This is a genomic window from Streptococcus sanguinis, assembly GCF_050223295.1.
Lineage (GTDB): Bacteria > Bacillota > Bacilli > Lactobacillales > Streptococcaceae > Streptococcus > Streptococcus sanguinis_X.
The window spans coordinates 928,163-949,382 of sequence record NZ_CP071424.1; the positions used below are offsets into that span (position 1 = coordinate 928,163).

Below are 21,220 nucleotides of genomic sequence, written 5' to 3' on the forward strand. Positions count from 1 at the left end.
AAATAGAATAGTGTATAATAAAATCTGCAATTTAAATGATTATTTAGGAGATTATTATGGGAAAAGATTTATTTAATCCTCACCTGCGTAAGTTTTCGATTCGGAAACTAAACGTCGGTGTTTGTTCTGTGCTCTTGTCAACCCTGCTTCTTTTGGGAGTAGCAACACAGGTTAGCGCTGATGAAACTGTTGGTTCTGATACCCAAAGCGAGGTTTCGCAAACAGGTACAGCAGGTTCCGCAGGAAGTACTGCAGAATCAGTAAATTCACCAGCTGAGGAAAGTAAGCCTGACACTATTGCAGTTCAAGCAGAAGATGCGTCTGCGGTAGCGACTGCAAGGCCTGATTCAGTTGATAAGCCAACAAGTGAGCAGCCGGCTGCAGAAACTGCCTCTTCGCAAACAACTGTTCCTGCAGAAGTTAAGTCTGAGGAAAACAGCCAACCAGCTCCTGCTCAACCGGCAGGAACTACAGAGACTGCTCAGCCTAGTCGCTCTCGTCGCGTAAGACGGGATGCAGCACCTACTGGTCTGCGAGATGGTGACCCTAACAACACCATTGAGAAGCCTACTTTGGCTGATTCTGAAAAAAAGAACCCGACAGACTTGATGAAGCAGATTAACTGGCTGGATCTTGGGGATAAAAGTGCTATCAGCAACTTAGATACGGACGATTCCTTTAAAGTTGGTACTGTTTATGAAAAAGAAATTTCACCAGGCTATCGTATCAAACTGACAGTGACGGAATTAAAACCTTTCCACTCAACAGAGATTTATCGTGACCGAGTCAAGGGTACTGCGTATGAAAATAGCTATGATCCGAATGCGAAAAACACTTGGTTCAGATATGTAAATGAAGACTATAAAAAGCAAGAAGCTGAGGGAGATTCAGCTAGACCGAAAATTATAGGAGCGGAGCAGAATCAATGGACATCTGTCCGAGACCAAGGGATTAACACCAATGGTCGAAAGACTCAATTACAAGTTCCTAAAAATGGTGCTAGCTACGGTATAAAGTTCAAGGTAGAAGCGACTTACCTTGGGAAACCTGTAAAAGCGACGGTTATCATGGCAGATGGAGAAGAAGCCAACCCAGGAGAGTATGCTATCTTCACGACCAACGGCCAAGGATGGGAACACTTGGCAGAGTGGAAACGTGTTCGGCCAGATGGGTCTGTAATTACCGACACTTATGCACCGATGAACCCTAACAGATATGGACAATACATAGGGGATAATGCGACTATACCTGTAATCGACTGGACTGCTTTTACTAATCCAGATCAAAAAACAGGAGGCTTAGGTTCTCAGGTCTTTGGTCCTAATACTTCTAAAGATCGCACTGTTCCGATTGTGATGACACGAGGTGCTTCAGAAGTTGGGATTTATATTGCTTCTTCAGGTCAGCAAGCTGCTATGATTGGTTTTATGGTAGTTGATGAGGGGGATGCACCGGCTTCTTATGGAAATGCTGTTCATGCTATTTCTGGTTATGATGCCAATACGGGTGCAAGAACTCCTCAGCCATTCTTGGGTCGAGTTGAAGCTGATATTGATACTACTTCGGGGAATGACTGGAGGCATGATGACGATACTGATCACGCAGACGAAGGGGTTGATCAGCTTTTACCTTCTGATTTGACAGGTAAGACGAATAACCTTTTCCGAGTCAATCGTCTTCAAAATGGTGACTACTCAGTTCGCCTCCAAGCCTCTGCCAATGGTAATAGCAAGGCCTATGTCCGTGCTTGGATTGATTTCAATCAAAACGGTATTTTTGATGAAAATGAGGCCAGCGAATTTACTGAAGTAACAACGGCTGGTGACTATACTGTTAATTTTAAGAATAATCCAGCGATGACCAATCCTGCAGTTAGCAAGCTGGGAATGCGGGTCCGCATTGCCCTAAATAAGGGAGATATTGAAAAACCTACTGGAACAGCCTTTAGTGGGGAAGTTGAAGACTTAGAAGTCATCTTGACCTATCCGCCAAAAGGTGAAAAGAAGGAAAGTTCGGGAATAATCGGCCAGCCTCAGAAAGCTACTCTTCAGTTTACACCTCAAGGTATTGATCAAAATGATGAAAGCAAGAAAGCGGCTATTGATACAACTGTAGCACCTCTTGTTTTGGACAATGCTGGAAATACATTAACAGCAGATGGCGACGGTTGGTACAATACTGCTGAGGGACGATATAAAGTAACAGCCAAGGGTACAAATGTGGATGTGATATTTGAACCTAGCACTGGCTATATCGGTACTACTCAAGGAATTAATATCCGCCGTGTTGATACTAATGGCGCAAGTACAGATTGGATTGCGAAGAATAATGGAGAACCTGTTATCAACGATAAGTTGAATAACATGGATGCCCGCTATATTCCGACTGTTTTGAATTTCACGGAACATCGTTCGACGGACGCACAAGGTTTGCCTCAAGTACAAGATATTGTCTTTAATGATGGAAATCCTGCTAAGACACCTGCTCAACCATCTGCAACGAATCCTGTCTCTTTCTTGGATGCTGATGGCAATCGCATTGCTGGAACAAGCGTGAAAGCAAGCTCGCAAGGCCAAGAAGTGGGAACCTTTGAGTTAGATCCAGCTACTGGGCGTGTGACTTTCACTCCGAATAAGTCATTTGTGGGGACAGTTGACCCTGTTAACCTACAATTGTATGATACCGATGGAACAGAGCACCGTGCAACCTATCAACCGACAGTAACGCGTGTTGTTCCAACAGCACAAGGAGCAAACTCTGAGGGTATTCAAGGTGCTGAACAATTTGGTAATTTGATTTTTACACCAGGTGATAATCGTGTGCCAATTAATGAGGCAGTTGCTCCAACTTTTGATAACGGTCAAACAACTAAGGTTGTTCCGAATGTTGGAACTTATATGGTTGATAACGCAGGTCGCGTAACCTTCCAACCGGTTCCTAGCTACACTGGCCGTCCAAGTGCTGAATCTGTTAAACGTGTTGATATGAACGGGACAGAAGTAACCGCTGCTTATCAAGCCGAAGTTAAGGCCGCAACTCCAACAGGTCAAGATATGCAGACTACTGGCCTCCAAGGGAAACTTCAAACGAGTCACCTAAACTTTACTCCAGGTCAAGCAAGTATTAATGGACAGAATGCGACGGTGCCTTTAGCGCCAGAGGGACCACAATTCGTAGTTAATGGGCAAATTCAACAATCTAATAGTCTGCTTGTTCATGATGCAAGTGGCAAGCTACAAGGAACTTATACTGTTCAAACTAATGGAGATATTAGCTTCCAACCTGCACCAGATTTCCATGGGACGCCTACTCCTGCGCGTCTTCGTGTAAGGGATATGAATGGTTCTACAGCAGAAGCAGTTTACCAACCTACAGTGACTCAAGTAACCCCAACCAGCACCGATGCGACTAGTACAGGTCCTCAGGGTGTGCCTCAAATTGGTACCCCAACCTTTGCAGGCGGTGACCAAGCGGTTCCAATTGATATGGATTCTCCAATGACCTTCGAAGACGGTCAGTCTAAGAAGACTGTTCAGGGAGTAGGGGGATACACAATTAACTCAGATGGTTCTATCACCTTTATACCTGAGAAACAGTATGTGGGCACACCAACACCAGTTACAGTAAAACGTGTTGATAAAAATGGAACGGAAGTAACCGCAACTTACACGCCAACTGTTACTAAGGTTACACCGGTAGGTACTAATGCGACTAGCACTGGTCCTCAGGGTGTTCCACAAACTGGTACACCAACTTTCCAAGGTGGTGATCCATTAGTTCCAATTGATGAAACCGTTGAGCCGACCTTTGAAGATGGAAGCAAGAAGAAGACTATTCCAGATCAAGGAACTTACACCATTGCACCAGATGGCGCAGTGACCTTCACGCCAGACAAGCAGTTTGTAGGCAAGCCAGATTCAGTGACTGTGAAACGAGTAGATAAAAATGGCACTCCAGTAACTGCGACATACAGTCCAGAGTTCGCCAAGGTAACTCCAACTGGCACCACAGCGACTAGCACCGGTCCTCAGGGTGTTCCGCAAACGGGTACCCCAACCTTTGCGGGCGGTGATCCACTGGTTCCAATTGATGATACAGTGGAGCCTACTTTCGCTGATGGCAATAAGGAAAAAGTGATTCCAGGTCAGGGAACCTATACCATTGCACCAGATGGTGCAGTAACTTTCACGCCAGACAAGCAATTTGTAGGTAAACCGGATCCTATCATTGTGAAGCGAGTGGATAAGAATGGTAGCCCAGTAACGGCTACATACAGCCCAGAGTTTACTAAGGTTACGCCAATCGGCACCAACGCAACCAGCACAGGTCCTCAAGGTCTTTCGCAAACGGGTACCCCAACCTTCCAAGGCGGCGACCCACTTGTTCCAATCGATGACACAGTAGAGCCAAGCTTCAACGACGGAAGCAAGAAAAAGACCATTCCAGGTGAGGGAACATACACCATCGCTTCAGATGGTACAGTGACCTTCACCCCAGACAAGCAGTTTGTAGGTAAACCAGATTCAATCACTATAAAACGTGTCGATAAAAACGGTACGCCAGTGATGGCTACCTACATCCCAGAGTTCACGAAAGTGATTCCTACAGGTACCAATGCGACTAGCACTGGCCCACAAGGTCTTCCGCAAACTGGTACCCCAACTTTCCAAGGTGGTGATCCACTGGTTCCAATTGATGAAACCGCTGAGCCAACCTTCGAAGATGGCAGTAAGAAAAAGGCTATTCCAGGTCAGGGAACTTACACCATTGCACCAGATGGCACAGTGACCTTCACACCAGAGAAGCAGTTTGTAGGCAAACCAGATTCAATCACTGTGAAACGTGTTGATAAGAACGGAACTCCAGTAACGGCTACCTATAGTCCAGAGTTTGTCAAGGTAACTCCGACTGGCAAAGATACCACATCTACAAATATCAAGGGGCATGTTCAAACTGGCAAACCTGTCTTCGAAGCAGGTGATCCATTGGTGCCAATTGATGAAACAGCAAATCCAACCTTCGAAGACGGAAGCAAGGAAAAAATCATTCCAGGTGAGGGAACTTATACCATCACACCAGACGGTACAGTCACTTTCACTCCAGAAGCTGATTTCCTTGGTAAGGGAAGCGGTGTGACCCTTGTCCGCCGTGATAAGAATGGCACCTCAGTGACGGCTCGCTATGTTCCGACCGTGGTTGCACCATCAACCAGTCAGGACAGTGTGTCCAGCGGCCGCAAGGGCCAAGCTCAAACGGGCACGCCAACCTTTGAAGGGGCGATTGACCAGGCAGTAGCACCTACCTTTGCGGATGGCAGCACCGAAATGGTTGTCCCAGGAGAAGGAACTTATCGTTTCAATATGCTGGGGGCAGTGACTTTCGTACCGGAGGCAGACTTTGTCGGAACTGCTCGCGGAGTCGTCGTGAAGCGTTCAGATATTTATGGCAATGCCGTGACGGCTACCTATACCCCAACTGTTTTGGGAAGCACTGCTACAGAAGATACCGGCAGCACCGGTCTCAAAGGCCAGCCGCAGACTGGTAAACCAATCTTTGAAGGAGACGTGGATCCAACCGTTCCTCCAACTTTCGAGGATGGCAGTACTGAAAAGGTTGTTCCAGGCCAAGGTACCTACACGATTGCGCCAGATGGCACAGTGACCTTTGTACCGGAAGCTGGCTTTGTCGGCCGAGCTGACGGTGTGACAGTGATTCGCAAAGAACGTAATGGTCAGACGATTTCAGCAGTTTACGTTCCGACTGTGACAGAAGCTCCTGTTCAGCCAGAGCGGACGATTACACCTGCACCACCATCTCTTTCTAAGAGTGAGAGTGCAAAATCCTTTCCTAAGACTGGTACAGAAGAAACTTCATACTTGGCTGCAAGCTTACTTGCGGGAGTATCAGGTTTAGGACTGATTGGTTTAGAGAAGAGAAAGAAAAAGTCTGAAGACTAAAAGGTAGGAACTTAGGTTTTAACTCCTAAATTAAAAGAGGGAAGATTGAACCGCACCCCAAAAGTTAGACAGAAAAATCTAACTTTTGGGGTGTTTTTAAATGAAATTAACTGATGAGGATAAAGTTCGAATCTATGAACTAAGAAAACAAGGAATCAGCTTCAAGCGACTTTCAGATAAATATGGAATGAACCTTTCAAATCTTAAGTACTTAATCCGATTGATCGCTACGGAATAGAAAATATCAAAAAAGGGAAAAACCGTTATTACTCTCCTGAATTAAAACAAGAAATCATCAATAAGGTTTTAATTGAAGGTCGTTCGCAACTAAGCGTATCTCTGGATTATGCTCTTCCAAGTAATGGATTACTTCCAAATTGGCTGGCACAATACAAGAAAAACGTGTATACTATTGTTGAGAAAACAAGAGGAAGGCCAGCTAGGATGGGACGAAAACGGAAGAAAACTTGGGGAGAAATGACAGAATTAGAGCGACTTCAAGAGGAGAATGAGCGTCTACGTACCGAGGTGGCCTACCTAAAAAAGTTAAAAGAGCTAGAAGACAGGGACGAAGCCTTAGAGAGAGAAAGGCAGAGACAGTTAGAGAAATGGTTTCAGGAGGATTTCGACTAGATTTACTTCTTGAAACAGCTCGTTTAGCTCGCTCAACTTACTATTATCAGTTGAAGCAACTGGATAGGGTTGATAAAGATAAAGAGCTTAAAACCGAAATTCAGGCCATTTATCGTGAGCATAAAGGAAATTATGGCTATCGGAGAATTACTCTTGAACTAAGAAATCGTGGCTTCGTAGTCAATCATAAAAAGGTCCAACGGCTGATGAAAGTCCTTGGTTTAATGGCACGTATTCGTCGTAAGCGTAAGTATTCTTCCTACCAAGGAGAGATTGGCAAGAAAGCAGAGAATCTCATTCAACGCCAGTTTGAAGCATCCAAGCCAATGGAAAAGTGCTATACGGATGTGACAGAGTTTGCCATTCCAGCAAGCAGGCAGAAATTCTATTTATCCCCTGTTCTGGATGGATATAACAGTGAAATCATCGCTTATCATCTTTCTACTTCACCAAATTTAGAACAAGTGAAGACGATGTTGGAACAAGCATTTACAGAGAAACACTATGAGAATACGATTCTCTATAGCGATCAAGGCTGGCAATACCAACATGATTCTTATCATCACTTTCTAGAGAGTAAGGGAATTCAGCCATCCATGTCACGCAAGGGTAACAGCCCAGACAACGGCATGATGGAGTCCTTCTTTGGCATTTTGAAATCCGAAATGTTCTACGGTTATGAGAAGAACTTTAGGTCTTTAGAAGACCTTGAGCAAGCTATTGTAGACTACATATATTACTACAATAACAAAAGAATTAAAGTCAAACTAAAAGGACTTAGTCCTGTACAATACAGAACTAAATCCTTTCAATAATTAATTGTCTAACTTTTTGGGGTCAGTACAGATTCATTAGTGAATCTTTTTTCTTTATGCCCAAAGAGAAAAACTCTTAAAAACTTCATAATAATAGCAGTTCTAAAGTGTTAAAGATTAAAGTAGAATTTGAAAAACTCCCAGATTATTTAATTTATAGGTATTTTTCTACGATCTATTTTTTCTTTTGTTTTTAAAAATAGGCTACAAAGTATTTTATGTCAATTTTTTTAAAATTTTTTTATATAATTATAGTTATATATATAGCTAACTGAAATGGAATGTTGTATAATAAAACTATTGTAACTAGATGATTATTTAGGAGATTATTATGGGAAAAGATTTATTTAATCCTCACCTGCGTAAGTTTTCGATTCGAAAACTAAACGTCGGTGTTTGTTCTGTGCTCTTGTCAACCCTGCTTCTTTTGGGAGCAGCGGCACAAGTTAGTGCTGACGAAACTAGTGATTCTGGTGCCCAAAACGAAGTTTCGCAAACAGGAATAGCCGAATCATCAGTGTATTCTGTTGAAACTGTGGCTTCTGAACATTTACAAGCAAAAGAAAGTTCAGCACTCGCTTTTGCTACTGAGCCCTCTCAATCAGATGATAATCCTAGTCCAAGAAGCTCAGAGCCTGAGAAAGTTGAAGAATCTACTGAATCTACAGCAACTAAACCAATTGAGAATACTCAGCCAATCACTGTTCACCCAGAAACATCTAATGCGACTGTCGTGGCTGAAAAGTCAGAAGCAACCGCAGATCTAGCTCAGTCTAGTCGCTCTCGTCGGGTAAGACGGGAAGCTACACCTACTGGACAACAGAACAGCGTAACAACAGGAGTTCCGATAGGTACTGGACCAGCTGGGGCAGATGATGCTACCTCTACGCCACGAGTACCTAAACCAAGCTTGGAGGAATCTGTCAAGAAAGATAGTACCCAATTAGCCAAACAGATTACGTGGCTTGATTTTTCGGATACTGCAAGTTGGAAAGGATTGGATTCACGAGGCGGACTCCAAGTAGGAACGACCTTCAAGAAGGAAATCTCACCGGGCTATGAAGTAACCCTGACGGTCACTGAGCTTAAACCTTTTAACTCGACTGAAACTTATAGAAAACGGGTTGAAGGAACACCGACAGCAAATACTTATAATCCAAATGCACAAAATGATTTCTTGAAGTCGAGTTCAAAATATGGGAGAACACCCCTTTCAGTTATAGGGGCAAGTCAGGATCAATGGACAACTATTCGTAATCAAGGTTTTAATACCCAGAATCATAAGACGCAACTTGTTTACCCTGAGGATTCAGCTAACTGGGGAGTGAAATTCAATATTGAGGCTACCTATCTAGGGAAGCGTGTGGCCCCTACGGTGGTTATGGCCGATGGTGAAGATGCCAACCCAGGTGAATTTGCTATCTTCACTACTAACGGAGAAGGATGGGAATATCTCGGTGAATGGAAGAATAAGAGTACTGCCAAAGAAGCCTACACGGTTATTACCAAGCAAATGGTGGATGAAGCGGATAAAAAAACGCGCGGCGGCCTCTTAATCTTAAGAGATACAAGCGTAGACTGGTATAAGTACCTCAGTCCGGATACAGTGACAGGTGGCCTGGGGACTCAGGTCTTTGGACCAAACCGTTCGAACGAACGGACGGTTCCTGTGGTGATGACACGCGGAGCTTCTGAAGTAGGATTTTATGTAGCATCATCTGGACAACAAGCTATGATGATGGGATTTTTAGTGGTGGATGGCAGTGATGCGCCAGCGACTTATGGCGAAGCCTTCCATACCATTTCAGGTCGTGATTCTCTGACTGGTAAGCTAATTAATCAGCCTTATTTAGGGACAACGCCAGCTGATATTGATGTTGAGTCATCCAATGACTGGGTTTTGGATGATAAAAAGGAACACAAGGACGAGGGGGCCAGCCAATTACTAGCGGACGATCAATTAAGTACTTCTAATGATTTGCTAGATTTAGACAAAGCAAAAAATGGGACATATACGATTAAAATCAAAGCTAACCCAAATGGTAATGCTAAATCCTATGTCAAGGCATGGATAGACTTCAACAATGATGGAGTCTTCAATGAAAGCGAAGGTAGCAACCTACAAGAGATTACAGCTGCTGGTGACTATACCTTGACCTTCAATGCCAACCCAAATATTAGTGGCGGTCAAGTGGACAAATTGGGTATGCGTTTCCGTATTGCGACTAATAAAGGTGATATTGAGCAACCAACCGGTATTGCCTTTAGCGGTGAAGTAGAAGATATGCTCTTGCATCGCATTTATCCTCCTAAAGGTGAAAAGCAGACTACGGACGGCTTTACAGGTGAGACTCAAACTGCTGTCCTTCACTTCACACCTAAAGGAACGGATCGTTCAGATGACAGTGTCAATGCAGTTATGAGTACCCAAGCGCCTCAGGTTCTGGATAAACAAGGCAATGCTCTGACTCCTGTTGATGGCAACTATATTCGTCCAGAAGGGACCTATCGCTTGACCGTCAATGGCAATGATGTTCAAGTAGTCTTCACACCAAATGCGGACTTTTCTGGAACTGCTGACGGAATTAATATTCGTTGGACTGACAGCAATGGTACATCAACTGGATGGACTTCGACGGATGCTTCTGACCCTAATAAAAATGATCAATTGACTAGTATGGACGGCCGTTATGTGCCGACAGTTCGTAAGATTCCAAACTACGAATCAAGTGGTCTTCAGGGACTGGACCAAAATAAAACGCTAGTCTTTAACGATGATGATGCGAATACGACCCCTGTCATGCCAGACGCTACCCATCCTGCCAGCTTTGTGGATGCTAACGGTCAGACAGTAGCAGGCAACACGGTGCCAGCCATGTCCAATGGCCAGCAAGTCGGGACCTATGAATTAGATCCAAATACTGGCCAAGTGACCTTCAAACCTATCAAAACTTTTTATGGTACGCCAGACCCAGTGGTAGTTCAAGTCAGTGATGCCGATGGTAAAGCACACCGAGCACGCTACCAACCTAATGTGACCCAAGTAACACCAAGAAGCACCAATGTTGAATCAACTGGCCTCCAAGGTCAAGCACAAAGTGGTAAGCCGACCTTCACCCCAGGTGACCAACAAATCCCAATTGACATGAGCAAAGCCATGACTTTTGAAAATGGGACGAACACCTTGGAAGTAGCTAATGAAGGAACTTATACTATCAATTCAGATGATACCATTACCTTCAAGCCACTTAAGCAATTCACTGGCAAGGCAACACCAGTTACAGTCAAACGTGTCGATGCCAACGGCACAGAAGTGACTGCAACCTATACACCGAACGTGACCAAGGTCACACCAACCAGCACACCTGCTACTTCATCAGGTCCTCAAGGTGTTCCACAAACAGGAACGCCAGTCTTCAAGGAGGGCGATCCAGCGGTCCCAATCGATATGACCAAGCAAATGACCTTTGACGATGGTCAACCTAAGAAGATTGTTGCGGGCGTAGGGGAATACACCATCAATTCAGATGGATCTATTACCTTTACTCCAGATAAGAAATATGTTGGAACCCCAGCCTCGGTGACGGTCAAACGAGTTGACGAAAATGGCACCGAAATAAGAGCAACCTATACGCCAACCGTGACGGAAGTGACGCCAAGAAGTACCAATGCCGTTTCAAGCGGCTTGCAAGGACAACAACAAAGTGGCAAGCCGATCTTCACCCCAGGCGACAAAGCTGTGCCGATTGATATGGCCCAACCAATGACCTTTGAAGATAATCAAACAACCAAGAAGGTAGACAAGGTCGGGACTTATGTCATTGAGTCAGATGGTACGATTACTTTCACGCCAGACAAGCAATATGTGGGGACCCCATCTCCAGTAACAGTTAAACGCGTAGACACAAATGGAACAGAAGTAACGGCTACTTACACACCAACCGTGACGCGTGTCACACCAACCAGCACCAATGCTGAGTCAACAGGCCTGCAAGGTCAACCACAAAGCGGTAAGCCAACTTTCAGTCCAGGTGACCAACAAATCCCAATTGACATGAGCAAAGCCATGACCTTTGAAAATGGAACTGATACATTAGTAGTAGCTGATCAAGGAACTTATACCATCAATTCAGATGGTTCCATCACCTTTAAGCCAGAGAAGAAATTTACTGGTAAGGCAACACCAGTCACGGTCAAACGTGTAGATGCGAATGGAACCGAAGTGACAGCTAGATACACTCCTACTGTTGAAGAAGTTATTCCAAACGCAACTGGTGATCAGACTGAAGGTCCACAAGGATTGGTTCAGAATGGTAAGATTACTTTTGAAGCAGGAAGACCAGAAGTTGGTTTTTCAGCAGATAATCCGCCAATTTTTGACACTGGTACCAATGTGAAAGAAATTGAAAATGTTGGCAAGTTTGAAGTGGATATTGATGGTAATATTACCTTTACACCGGTTAAGACATTTGTAGGTAAAACACCAGAAATTGAAGTCAGTCGTGCAGATGTCAACGGTACCGTTGCTAAGGCAAAATATCAAGCAACAGTAACGGCTGTAAAGCCAACTGGTGTTGGAAACAAGACAGAAGGGCTGCAAGGTCAAGTCCAAGAAGGTAAAGTGACCTTCACACCAGGGCACGACTCTGTTCCATTCCCTGCTGGTTCGACTCCGCTATTTGATAATAATTCAACAGTGAAAGAAGTGCCAAATGTCGGTAAGTTTGAAGTGGACTCTGATGGTAAGGTTACCTTTACCCCACTCAAGCAGTTTAAGGGGGAAACACCAGAACTTGAATTGACTCGCACCGATGCCAATGGCACTCCTGTTACAGTCAAATACCAAGCAGTAGTGAAAGAAGTGGTTCCAAGAGGAACTGATGCGACTAGCACAGGTCCTCAGGGTGTTCCGCAAACAGGTAGCCCGAGCTTCCAAGGTGGTGATCCGCTAGTTCCGATTGATATGGATTCTCCAATGACATTTGAAGATGGTCAACCTAAGAAGACAGTTCAAGGAGTAGGAGAATATACCATCAACTCAGATGGCACTATCACCTTTACCCCAGACAAACAGTATGTGGGGACCCCAGCTTCAGTTACTGTTAAACGTGTAGATAAGAATGGCACTGAAGTTACTGCCACCTATACGCCAACGGTAACACGGGTAACGCCAACTAGTACAAATGCTGAATCAACCGGCCTCCAAGGTCAGCCGCAAAGTGGCAAGCCAACTTTCAGCCCAGGAGACCAAGCGGTTCCAATTGATATGACCAAACCAATGACCTTTGGAAATGGGACTGACACTTTGGTAATGGCTAATCAAGGAACTTATACCATTAATTCAGATAGTTCCATTACCTTCCAACCAGTTAAGCAATTTACTGGCAAGGCGACACCTGTTACGCTTAAACGAGTCGATGCTAACGGTACAGAAATAACTGCTACTTATACCCCAGAAGTTACCAAGGTAACTCCAATCAGCACCAATGCTGAATCAACTGGCATTCAAGGTCAGCCACAAAATGGAACACCTACTTTTACTCCTGGCGACTCTGCGGTTCCAATTGATATGGATTCTCCAATGACCTTCGAAGATGGTCAGCCTAAGAAGACTGTTCAGGGAGTAGGGGTATACACTATTAACTCAGATGGTTCTATCACCTTTTCTCCAGATAAACGGTATGTGGGCACCCCAGATCCAGTCACAGTGAAACGTGTTGATAAAAATGGCACGGAAGTGACTGCTAGCTATACGCCGACTGTTACCAAGGTAACTCCTACTGGCACCAACGCAACCAGCACTGGTCCTCAGGGTGTTCCGCAAACTGGTATACCAACTTTCCAAGGAGGCAATCCACTAGTTCCAATTGATGAATCAGTAGAGCCAACTTTCGAAGATGGAAGTAAGGAGAAAAAGATTCCAGGTCAAGGAACTTACACGATTGCTCTAGATGGCGCAGTGATCTTCACCCCAGAAAAGCAGTATGTAGGTAAACCGGATCCAATCACTGTAAAACGTGTCGATAAAAACGGCACTCCAGTAACAGCTACCTACAGTCCAGAGTTCACTAAAGTTACTCCAACTGGTACTGGTGATAAGACAGAAGGCCTGCAAGGTCAAGTTCAAGAAGGCAAAGTCACCTTCACTCCAGGCAATGATTTTGTTCCATTCCCAGCGGATTCGATGCCACTGTTTGATAATGGTTCTGCAGTTAAAGAAGTACCAAATGTCGGCAAGTTTGAAGTGTATGCAGACGGCAAGGTTATTTTCACTCCAGACAAACAATTCAAGGGTGAAACACCAGAACTTGAATTGACTCGTGTGGATGCCAATAGCACCCCTGTTACAGTCAAGTACCAAGCAGTGGTGAAAGAAGTGACTCCTATAGGTACCAATGCGACTAGCACAGGACCTCAAGGTCTTCCACAAACTGGCACCCCAACTTTCCAAGGTGTTGATCCACTGGTTCCGATTGATGAAACCGTTGAGCCAACCTTTGCGGATGGAAGTAAAGAAAAAACCATTCCAGGTCAGGGCACCTACACGATTGCCCCAGATGGCGCAGTGACCTTCACTCCAGACAGGCGGTTTGTAGGTAAACCAGATCCAGTGACTGTGAAACGCGTTGATAAAAACGGAACGGAAGTGGCTGCTACCTATAGTCCAGAGTTTACGAAAGTAACGCCAACAGGAACAGGCGACAAGACAGAAGGCCTGCAAGGTCAAGTCCAAGAAGGAAAAGTCACCTTTACTCCAGGACATGACTCAGTGCCATTCCCAGTTGACTCGACTCCGCTGTTTGATAACAATTCAACAGTGAGAGAAGTGCCAAATGTCGGTAAGTTCGAAGTGGATGCAGATGGCAAGGTTACTTTTACTCCAGACAAACAGTTCAAGGGCGAAACGCCAGAACTCGAATTGACTCGTACGGATGCCAATGGCACCCCTGTTACAGTCAAGTACCAAGCGGTAGTGAAAGAAGTTATTCCTACAGGTGCCAATGCGACCAGCACTGGTCCTCAGGGGGTTCCACAAACCGGCACCCCAACCTTCCAAGGTGACGATCCGCTGGTTCCGATTGATGAGACAGTCGAGCCAACTTTCGAAGATGGCAGCAAGGAAAAGGCTATTCCAGGTCAAGGAACTTACACGATTGCCCCAAATGGTACAGTGACCTTTACTCCAGAGAAGCAGTTTGTAGGCAAACCAGATCCAATCACTGTGAAACGAGTAGATAAGAATGGTACACCAGTAACGGCTACCTATAGTCCAGAGTTTACCAAGGTAACTCCGACTAGTAAAGATGCTACATCTACAAATATCAAAGGCCATGTTCAGACTGGCAAACCTGTCTTTGAAGTAGGTGATCGACTGGTTCCAATTGACAAAACCGTTGAACCAAGCTTCGAAGATGGAAGCAAGGAAAAGACTGTTCCAGGTGAGGGAACATACACCATCGCACCAGACGGTACAGTCACTTTCACTCCAGAAGCTGATTTCCTTGGTCAGGGTACTGGTGTGACCCTTTTCCGTCGCGATAAGAATGGCACCTCAGTGACAGCTCGCTATGTTCCAACCGTGGTTGAACCATCAATCAGCAAGGACAGTGTGTCTAGCGGCCACAAGGGCCAAGCTCAAACAGGCACGCCGATCTTTGAAGGGGCGATTGACCAGGCAGTAGCACCGACCTTTGCAGACGGCAGCACAGAGATGGTTGTCCCAGGAGAAGGAACATATCGGTTCAATATGCTGGGAGCAGTGACCTTTGTACCGGAAGCCGACTTTGTCGGAACCGCCAGTGGAGTCGTCGTGAAGCGTTCAGATATTTATGGCAATGCTGTGACGGCTACTTATACCCCAACTGTTTTGGGAAGCACTGATACAGAAGATACCAGCAGCACAGGTCTCAAAGGCCAGCCTCAAACCGGCAAGCCTATCTTTGAAGGAGACGTGGATCCAACTGTTTCGCCAACATTCGAGGATGGCAGTACCGAAAAGGTTGTTCCAGGCCAAGGTACTTACACGATTGCTCCAGATGGTACAGTGACCTTTGTACCGGAAACTGGCTTTGTCGGTCAAGCTGATGGTGTGACAGTGATTCGCAAAGACCGTAATGGTCAGACGATTTCAGCGGTTTACATTCCGACTGTGACAGAAGCTCCTGTTCAGCCAGAGCGGACGATTACGCCTGCACCACCGTCTCTTTCCAAGAGTGAGGGTGCAAAATCCCTTCCTAAGACCGGTACAGAAGAAACCTCATACTTGGCGGCAAGCTTACTTGCGGGAGTATCAGGTTTGGGACTGATTGGCTTAGAGAAGAGAAAGAAAAAGTTTGAGGACTAAGGCAAGCTTGAAGAAATTTCCTTCTTGAACAAGAGGAATTTCACGAGAACGCAAAAAGAGGTAGAACGTAAGTTTTACCTCTTTATTAGTATCACATAATTAGCGTGATAGAGAGAAACAGAATGTTTCCGATTACTATTGCCTGGCTCGCTGCCAAGAATGACCTATTTTCAAAAAAGACAAGTTTACATCTTCATACTCTTAATCTTTTCTTCATCTGGTGTGACGCGCAGGGTTTTCTGGCCTGTATAGGTGACAAATCCTGGCTTTCCACCGGTTGGTTTGTTGAGTTTTCTAGTCTCAATCATATCTACTTGGACCAGATTGGAGAGTCTAGCTTTGGAAAAATAGGCTGCTAACTCGGCAGCGTCTGTCTTGACTTCATCGCTAGGTTGGAGGTTGCCAGTAATCACCACATGACTACCTGGAATATCCTTGGCGTGAAACCAAAGCTCGTCCTTCTTGGCCATCTTAAACGTCAGCTCGTCATTTTGTAGATTATTGCGTCCAACTAGGATAATAGTTTGGCCATCTGTTGCCAGATATTTCTCCGGTTTCTGTCTTTTCTGGATTTTCTCTCTCTGGCGTCGTCGGATAAATCCAGTCTGGATTAGTTCCTCTCGTATTTCTGCAATTTCAGTCAGGCTGGCCTGAGCAAGAGCTATTTCCACGCTCTCTAGGTAGAGAATCGTAGTCCGTGTCTCCTCAATCAAGCTGGTCAGGTGTTTGACGGCTTCCTTGAGCTTCTGGTAACGTTTGAAATAGCGCTGGGCATTTTGGTTAGGAGTCAGGGCCTTGTCAAGCGAGATAATAATCTTCTCACCTGTATAGTAATTATCCAACTCAACCTGGTCCTGATCGTTAGGTACCTGATGGAGAAAGGTAGTTAAGAGCTCCCCTTTTTGACGGAATTCCTCTGCATTCTCCGTTGCTAGGAGCTCTTCCTCTTGCTTGCCTAGTTTTTTTCGGTTCTTTTCCAACTCATTTTCTACTCGACGAATCAGTTCGCTAGCCTGCTGGTTGACTCGATCTCGCTCAGCCTTGTCCTTATAGAAAGTGTCCAAAAGCTCGGATAGCGTGGACATTTGGGTCTTGCTGTCGGAAAATAGCAGAGCAGAGAAGGATTTTTCGGTCAGGCTTGGCTGAGTCGGACTGGCAAAGAAGGCTCGGAAAGTTTTGAGCTTGTCAGCGGTCAGACGACCACTGAGCTCAGTAGCCGTATCCCGACCCAATCCCTGAAAAATTTGCTGCAAGCGTTTGGGCTCTAAGTCTTCAGTATGTAAGATTTCAAAGAGCTTTTCATCGCCCACAGTGAATGGGTTGAGACTGCCAGTCTGAGGAGGTGCGACATAGGTTGAGCCTGGCAGGATTGTTCGATAGCTATTCTGCGAAAATCCGACATGTTTGATGGCTTCAATAATCTTACCGCTAGCTTTGTCCAAGAGAATGATATTGCTGTGCTTGCCCATGATTTCGATGACCAAAGTCACAGCCACGCTGTCGCCGATTTCATTCTTATTCGAAACACTGATTTCCAAAATCCGGTCATTCTCCACTTGCTGGATTGCTTCAATGACGGCGCCCTGCAGGTATTTGCGCATGACCATGATAAAGGTATTGGGAACAGCTGGATTTTCAAACGTGGTATCTGTCAGCTGGACGCGCCCAAAGACCGAGTGGGCTGATAGGAGCAGCTTGTGGCTTTGGCGGTTGCTGCGAATCTGTAAAACTAGCTCCTGTTCAAAGGGCTGATTAATTTTCTGAATGCGGCCGCCCAGCAATTCGCGGCGCAGCTCCTCTGTCATGTGGTGTAAAAAAAATCCGTCGAAAGACATGCTTTTCTCCTTGAAAGTTGCTACAGAAAATTATAACAAAAAACCAAGCTAAAAGCTTCTAAAGTCTCGTTAAAAAGCAATTTAATTTTTGCCTATAACTGCCTATATAAACCAAATCCGAACATTTTATAAAAATTTTCAAAAAGGTCTTGACATCTTTTCAGGAAAAACTTAAAATATAGGAAATTAGAAAAGTAGTAGATGTATTTGTTTTTAGCGAGCTTGTGGTTGGTGGAAATGAGTAGCAAATCTTTACGAAATTGGGCTAATGGATAAAATGAATTTGAAACAATAAGAATTCGGTGGGCACACCTTACAGTGCAGCTTGTTTGATGACAAGACAGAGACATGGGGAATATTAGCTATTTTCCATAATTGAGGTGGCACCGCGATTTACGCCCTCACACAGAGTACCTGTGTGAGGTTTTTTGTTGCTTATTATAAAAAAACAAGGAGAATTGCCTATGTTTAAACGATGGCGTCCCTAGGGATTAAACAGAAAAAATATAAAACATAGAAATGGAGAACGAACATGAAAAATAAACGATTAGTAACTATCTTAGGCCTTTTGGCTGTTTTGGCAATCGGTGGGATTGTCTATTCCAGCTTGAACAGCAAAGGTAACACCACTAAGACTAACAGTGACAGTCAGACAGTCAAGGTCGGTGTGCTGCAGTATGTCAGCCACCCTTCGCTAGATTTGATTTACAAGGGGATTCAGGATGGTCTGGCTGAGGAAGGCTATAAGGGAGACAAGATTAAGATTGACTTTATGAATGCTGAGGGCGATCAGAGTAAGGTCTCTACTATGAGCAAGCAGCTAGTCTCCAATGACAATGATGTGCTGATTGGGATTGCGACTCCGTCTGCACAAGGACTGGCTGCAGCTACTAAGGACAAGCCTATTGTCATGGGAGCTATCACAGATCCAGTCGGAGCAAACCTAGTGAAAAATCTGGACAAGCCAGGTGGCAATATCACTGGTGTCTCTGACCGCAATCCAGCTAAGCAACAGCTAGAGCTGATTAAAAAATTGACTCCAGATGTTAAGACTATCGGTACGCTATATTCTAGCAGTGAAGATAACTCCAAAGCTCAGGTAGAAGAGTTCAAAAAATTGGCTGAAGAGGCAGGCTACAAGGTAGAGGAATACTCTGTTCCGTCGACCAATGAAATTGCTTCAACCATGAATGTCATGACTGGCAAGGTTGATGCTATCTGGATTCCAATTGACAATACCATTGCGTCAGCTTTTGCGACAGTTGTGTCCAGCAATAAAGAAGCTAAGAAACCGATTTATCCAAGTGCGACAGCCATGGTAGAAGAAGGTGGTCTTGCCTCTGTCGTTGTAGACCAGTATGACCTAGGTGTTGCGACTGGAAAAATGGCAGCTAAAGTTCTTAAAGGTGCCAAACCTGCTGACACTGCAGTAGATATTTTCGATACAGGTAAATCTGTAATCAATACTAAAAATGCCAAAGAACTTGGCATTACTGTACCAGAAGATGTTCTGAAAGAAGCAGGACAAGTGATTAAATAGAAAGAAAGGGAGTCTGTTGTTTAACGGGCTTCTTTTTCTCGATTGTCTCTTCTTGTAAATTCTTTAACTGAGCTTGCGAAATGTTTAGAAATCTGTTAGAATGAAGTATAACTGAATAGCAATCCGCAAGACCAGTAACCTAGGGGAAGTTTAACAGGGAGGGGAGCCATCGACTGAAAGCTCTCTAGATGAAAGCTAGGCGAATTCACTTGCTCTAGGATTGATAAGTAAGGTCTGGCTTGCCAGATAAAAAACGGATGGTACCGCGTGTCAACGCTCCGCTTATGGAGATTGGCGCGCTTTTTATTTTGGAGGTAAAATGACGAAAACGATTGAAGAACAACTAAAAAGCTTGCGAGAAGAGACTCTAGCTTCTCTCAAGCAGCTCAAGGCTGAGAATCAAAAGGAACTGCAGGACTTGCGGGTAGCTGTCTTGGGGAAGAAGGGTTCGCTGACTGAAGTCCTCAAAGGGATGAAGGATATTTCAGCTGATATGCGGCCGATTATCGGTAAGCACGTCAATGAAGCGCGTGATATTTTGACAGCGGCCTTTGAAAAGACAGCTCAAGAGATGGAAGAGCAATTAGTCGCTCTGAAACTGGCTGAGGAATCCTTGGATGTGACCCTGCCAGGTCGTCAAATTCCGGTAGGAAACCGTCATATTCTTAGTCAGACTAGTGAGGAAATCGAAGATATTTTCATCGGGATGGGCTATCAGGTCGTGGACGGCTTTGAAGTGGAGAAGGATTATTACAACTTTGAGCGGATGAATCTGCCTAAGGATCATCCAGCACGGGATATGCAGGATACTTTCTACATTACAGAGGAGATTCTGCTCAGAACTCACACCAGTCCGGTACAGGCGCGAGCTATGGATGCTCATGACTTTTCTAAAGGGCCACTCAAGATGATCTCACCAGGACGTGTCTTCCGTCGGGATACTGATGATGCGACTCACTCCCATCAGTTTCATCAAATTGAAGGCTTGGTGGTTGGAGAAAATATTTCCATGGCAAACCTGCAAGGAACGCTGCAGCTAATTGTTCAGAAGATGTTCGGCCAAGATCGTAGTATCCGTCTGCGTCCATCTTACTTCCCATTCACAGAGCCGTCTGTTGAAGTGGATGTTTCCTGCTTCAAGTGTGGCGGAGCCGGCTGTAATGTCTGCAAGAAGACTGGCTGGATTGAGATTATGGGAGCTGGTATGGTGCATCCGCGCGTGCTAGAAATGAGCGGTATTGATGCAGAGAAATACTCTGGATTTGCCTTTGGTCTTGGTCAAGAGCGGGTAGCTATGCTTCGCTACGGTATCAACGACATTCGTGGCTTCTACCAAGGAGATATTCGTTTTTCTCAGCAGTTTAAGTAGAAACCTGTATTCATAGATGCAGCTTTTCTGAGAAAGGAGTGCAGTATGCTAGTCAGAGTCAAGAAAGAAGAAGCGACCCTCCTGCGGGAGTTGGAGGTTGCGACTTATCAAGAAACCTTTGGTCCTTTTATCAAGGAGGCTGATATGGCTCATTATTTTGACAATGAGCTGTCGCTTGCGACCATCGAAAAGGAACTGACAGACTCTGAGTCAGAGACTTATTTTGTTGTCAAAGACGGTGAAATTGCTGGTTTTCTCAAGTTTAACTGGGGACATGCTCAAACGGAGCAAGAACTACCACAAGCCTTTGAGGTTCAGCGAATCTATGTTTTGAAAGCTTATCATGGTCAAGGTTTGGGCAAGGAAATGTTTGAATTCGCCTTAGATGAAGCCGAGAAACGAGGCTTTGACTGGGTCTGGCTGGGCGTCTGGGAAAAGAATTTTAGAGCTCAAGATTTTTACTTCAAATACGGCTTTGAAAAATTTAGCCAGCACGACTATATCACTGGTGAGACGGTGGACACAGACTGGCTGCTGCGCAAGAAATTGAAATAAACAAGAAAATTTAAAGAGAGGAAATGAATACGACCTAAAAGCTTTAAATTTAGATGATTTGTTTCTGAAATCAGGCTTTCAGACAGGTCCCTAAAATTTGATCGGTCAAGTTCCTCAGCGATAGAATTAGAGAAAGGAATTGAACCCGGGCTAAAAACTCGGAAAAAAGATA

The 21,220-nt window shown here is 44.8% G+C and carries 6 protein-coding genes, 1 pseudogene and 1 other annotated feature; of the genes and pseudogenes, 6 read left to right on the top strand and 1 reads right to left on the bottom strand.

Features of this window, described 5'->3' with window-relative positions:
• Window positions 1-56 precede the first annotated feature (56 nt).
• The 3 genes and pseudogenes from J1C77_RS04630 to J1C77_RS04640 all read left to right on the top strand — a co-directional run bounded on the left by J1C77_RS04630 (window position 57) and on the right by J1C77_RS04640 (window position 15,749).
• Window positions 57-5,957, top strand: a complete 5,901-nt coding sequence (locus tag J1C77_RS04630; protein ID WP_002921624.1) for a CshA/CshB family fibrillar adhesin-related protein — start codon at window positions 57-59, stop codon at window positions 5,955-5,957.
• Between the two features lie 100 nt (window positions 5,958-6,057).
• Window positions 6,058-7,405: pseudogene (locus J1C77_RS04635) on the top strand (IS3 family transposase).
• A 331-nt stretch (window positions 7,406-7,736) separates the two neighbouring features.
• The gene (locus tag J1C77_RS04640) at window positions 7,737-15,749 is read left to right on the top strand and encodes a CshA/CshB family fibrillar adhesin-related protein (protein ID WP_002921619.1); all 8,013 of its coding nucleotides are present in this window, start codon (window positions 7,737-7,739) and stop codon (window positions 15,747-15,749) included.
• Window positions 15,750-15,934: 185 nt separating this feature from the next.
• Here the strand turns inward: J1C77_RS04640 and fbpA are convergent, their stop codons facing one another.
• On the bottom strand, window positions 15,935-17,584 hold the full coding sequence (gene fbpA, locus J1C77_RS04645; RefSeq protein WP_002921618.1) for an Rqc2 family fibronectin-binding protein FbpA: 1,650 nt from the start codon (window positions 17,582-17,584) through the stop codon (window positions 15,935-15,937).
• A gap of 172 nt (window positions 17,585-17,756) precedes the next feature.
• Window positions 17,757-17,990, top strand: a binding site (T-box leader).
• A gap of 126 nt (window positions 17,991-18,116) precedes the next feature.
• Between fbpA and trpX the strand changes: the two genes are divergently transcribed.
• The 3 genes from trpX (at window position 18,117) to J1C77_RS04660 (ending at window position 21,048) form a co-directional block, all read left to right on the top strand.
• Entirely contained in the window at window positions 18,117-19,124 is a 1,008-nt protein-coding gene (gene trpX, locus J1C77_RS04650) for a tryptophan ABC transporter substrate-binding protein (protein ID WP_002921617.1), read from the top strand.
• A 319-nt stretch (window positions 19,125-19,443) separates the two neighbouring features.
• On the top strand, window positions 19,444-20,493 hold the full coding sequence (gene pheS, locus J1C77_RS04655) for a phenylalanine--tRNA ligase subunit alpha (protein WP_002921616.1): 1,050 nt from the start codon (window positions 19,444-19,446) through the stop codon (window positions 20,491-20,493).
• A 45-nt stretch (window positions 20,494-20,538) separates the two neighbouring features.
• On the top strand, window positions 20,539-21,048 hold the full coding sequence (locus tag J1C77_RS04660) for a GNAT family N-acetyltransferase (protein ID WP_002921615.1): 510 nt from the start codon (window positions 20,539-20,541) through the stop codon (window positions 21,046-21,048).
• The last annotated feature ends 172 nt before the right edge of the window (window positions 21,049-21,220 follow it).

Coding starts and splice junctions, on each gene's coding strand:
- J1C77_RS04630 (WP_002921624.1), top strand. CDS start 57: ATGGGAAAAGATTTATTTAATCCTCACCTGCGTAAGTTTTCGATTCGG.
- J1C77_RS04640 (WP_002921619.1), top strand. CDS start 7,737: ATGGGAAAAGATTTATTTAATCCTCACCTGCGTAAGTTTTCGATTCGA.
- pheS (WP_002921616.1), top strand. CDS start 19,444: ATGACGAAAACGATTGAAGAACAACTAAAAAGCTTGCGAGAAGAGACT.
- J1C77_RS04660 (WP_002921615.1), top strand. CDS start 20,539: ATGCTAGTCAGAGTCAAGAAAGAAGAAGCGACCCTCCTGCGGGAGTTG.
- trpX (WP_002921617.1), top strand. CDS start 18,117: ATGAAAAATAAACGATTAGTAACTATCTTAGGCCTTTTGGCTGTTTTG.
- fbpA (WP_002921618.1), bottom strand. CDS start 17,584: ATGTCTTTCGACGGATTTTTTTTACACCACATGACAGAGGAGCTGCGC.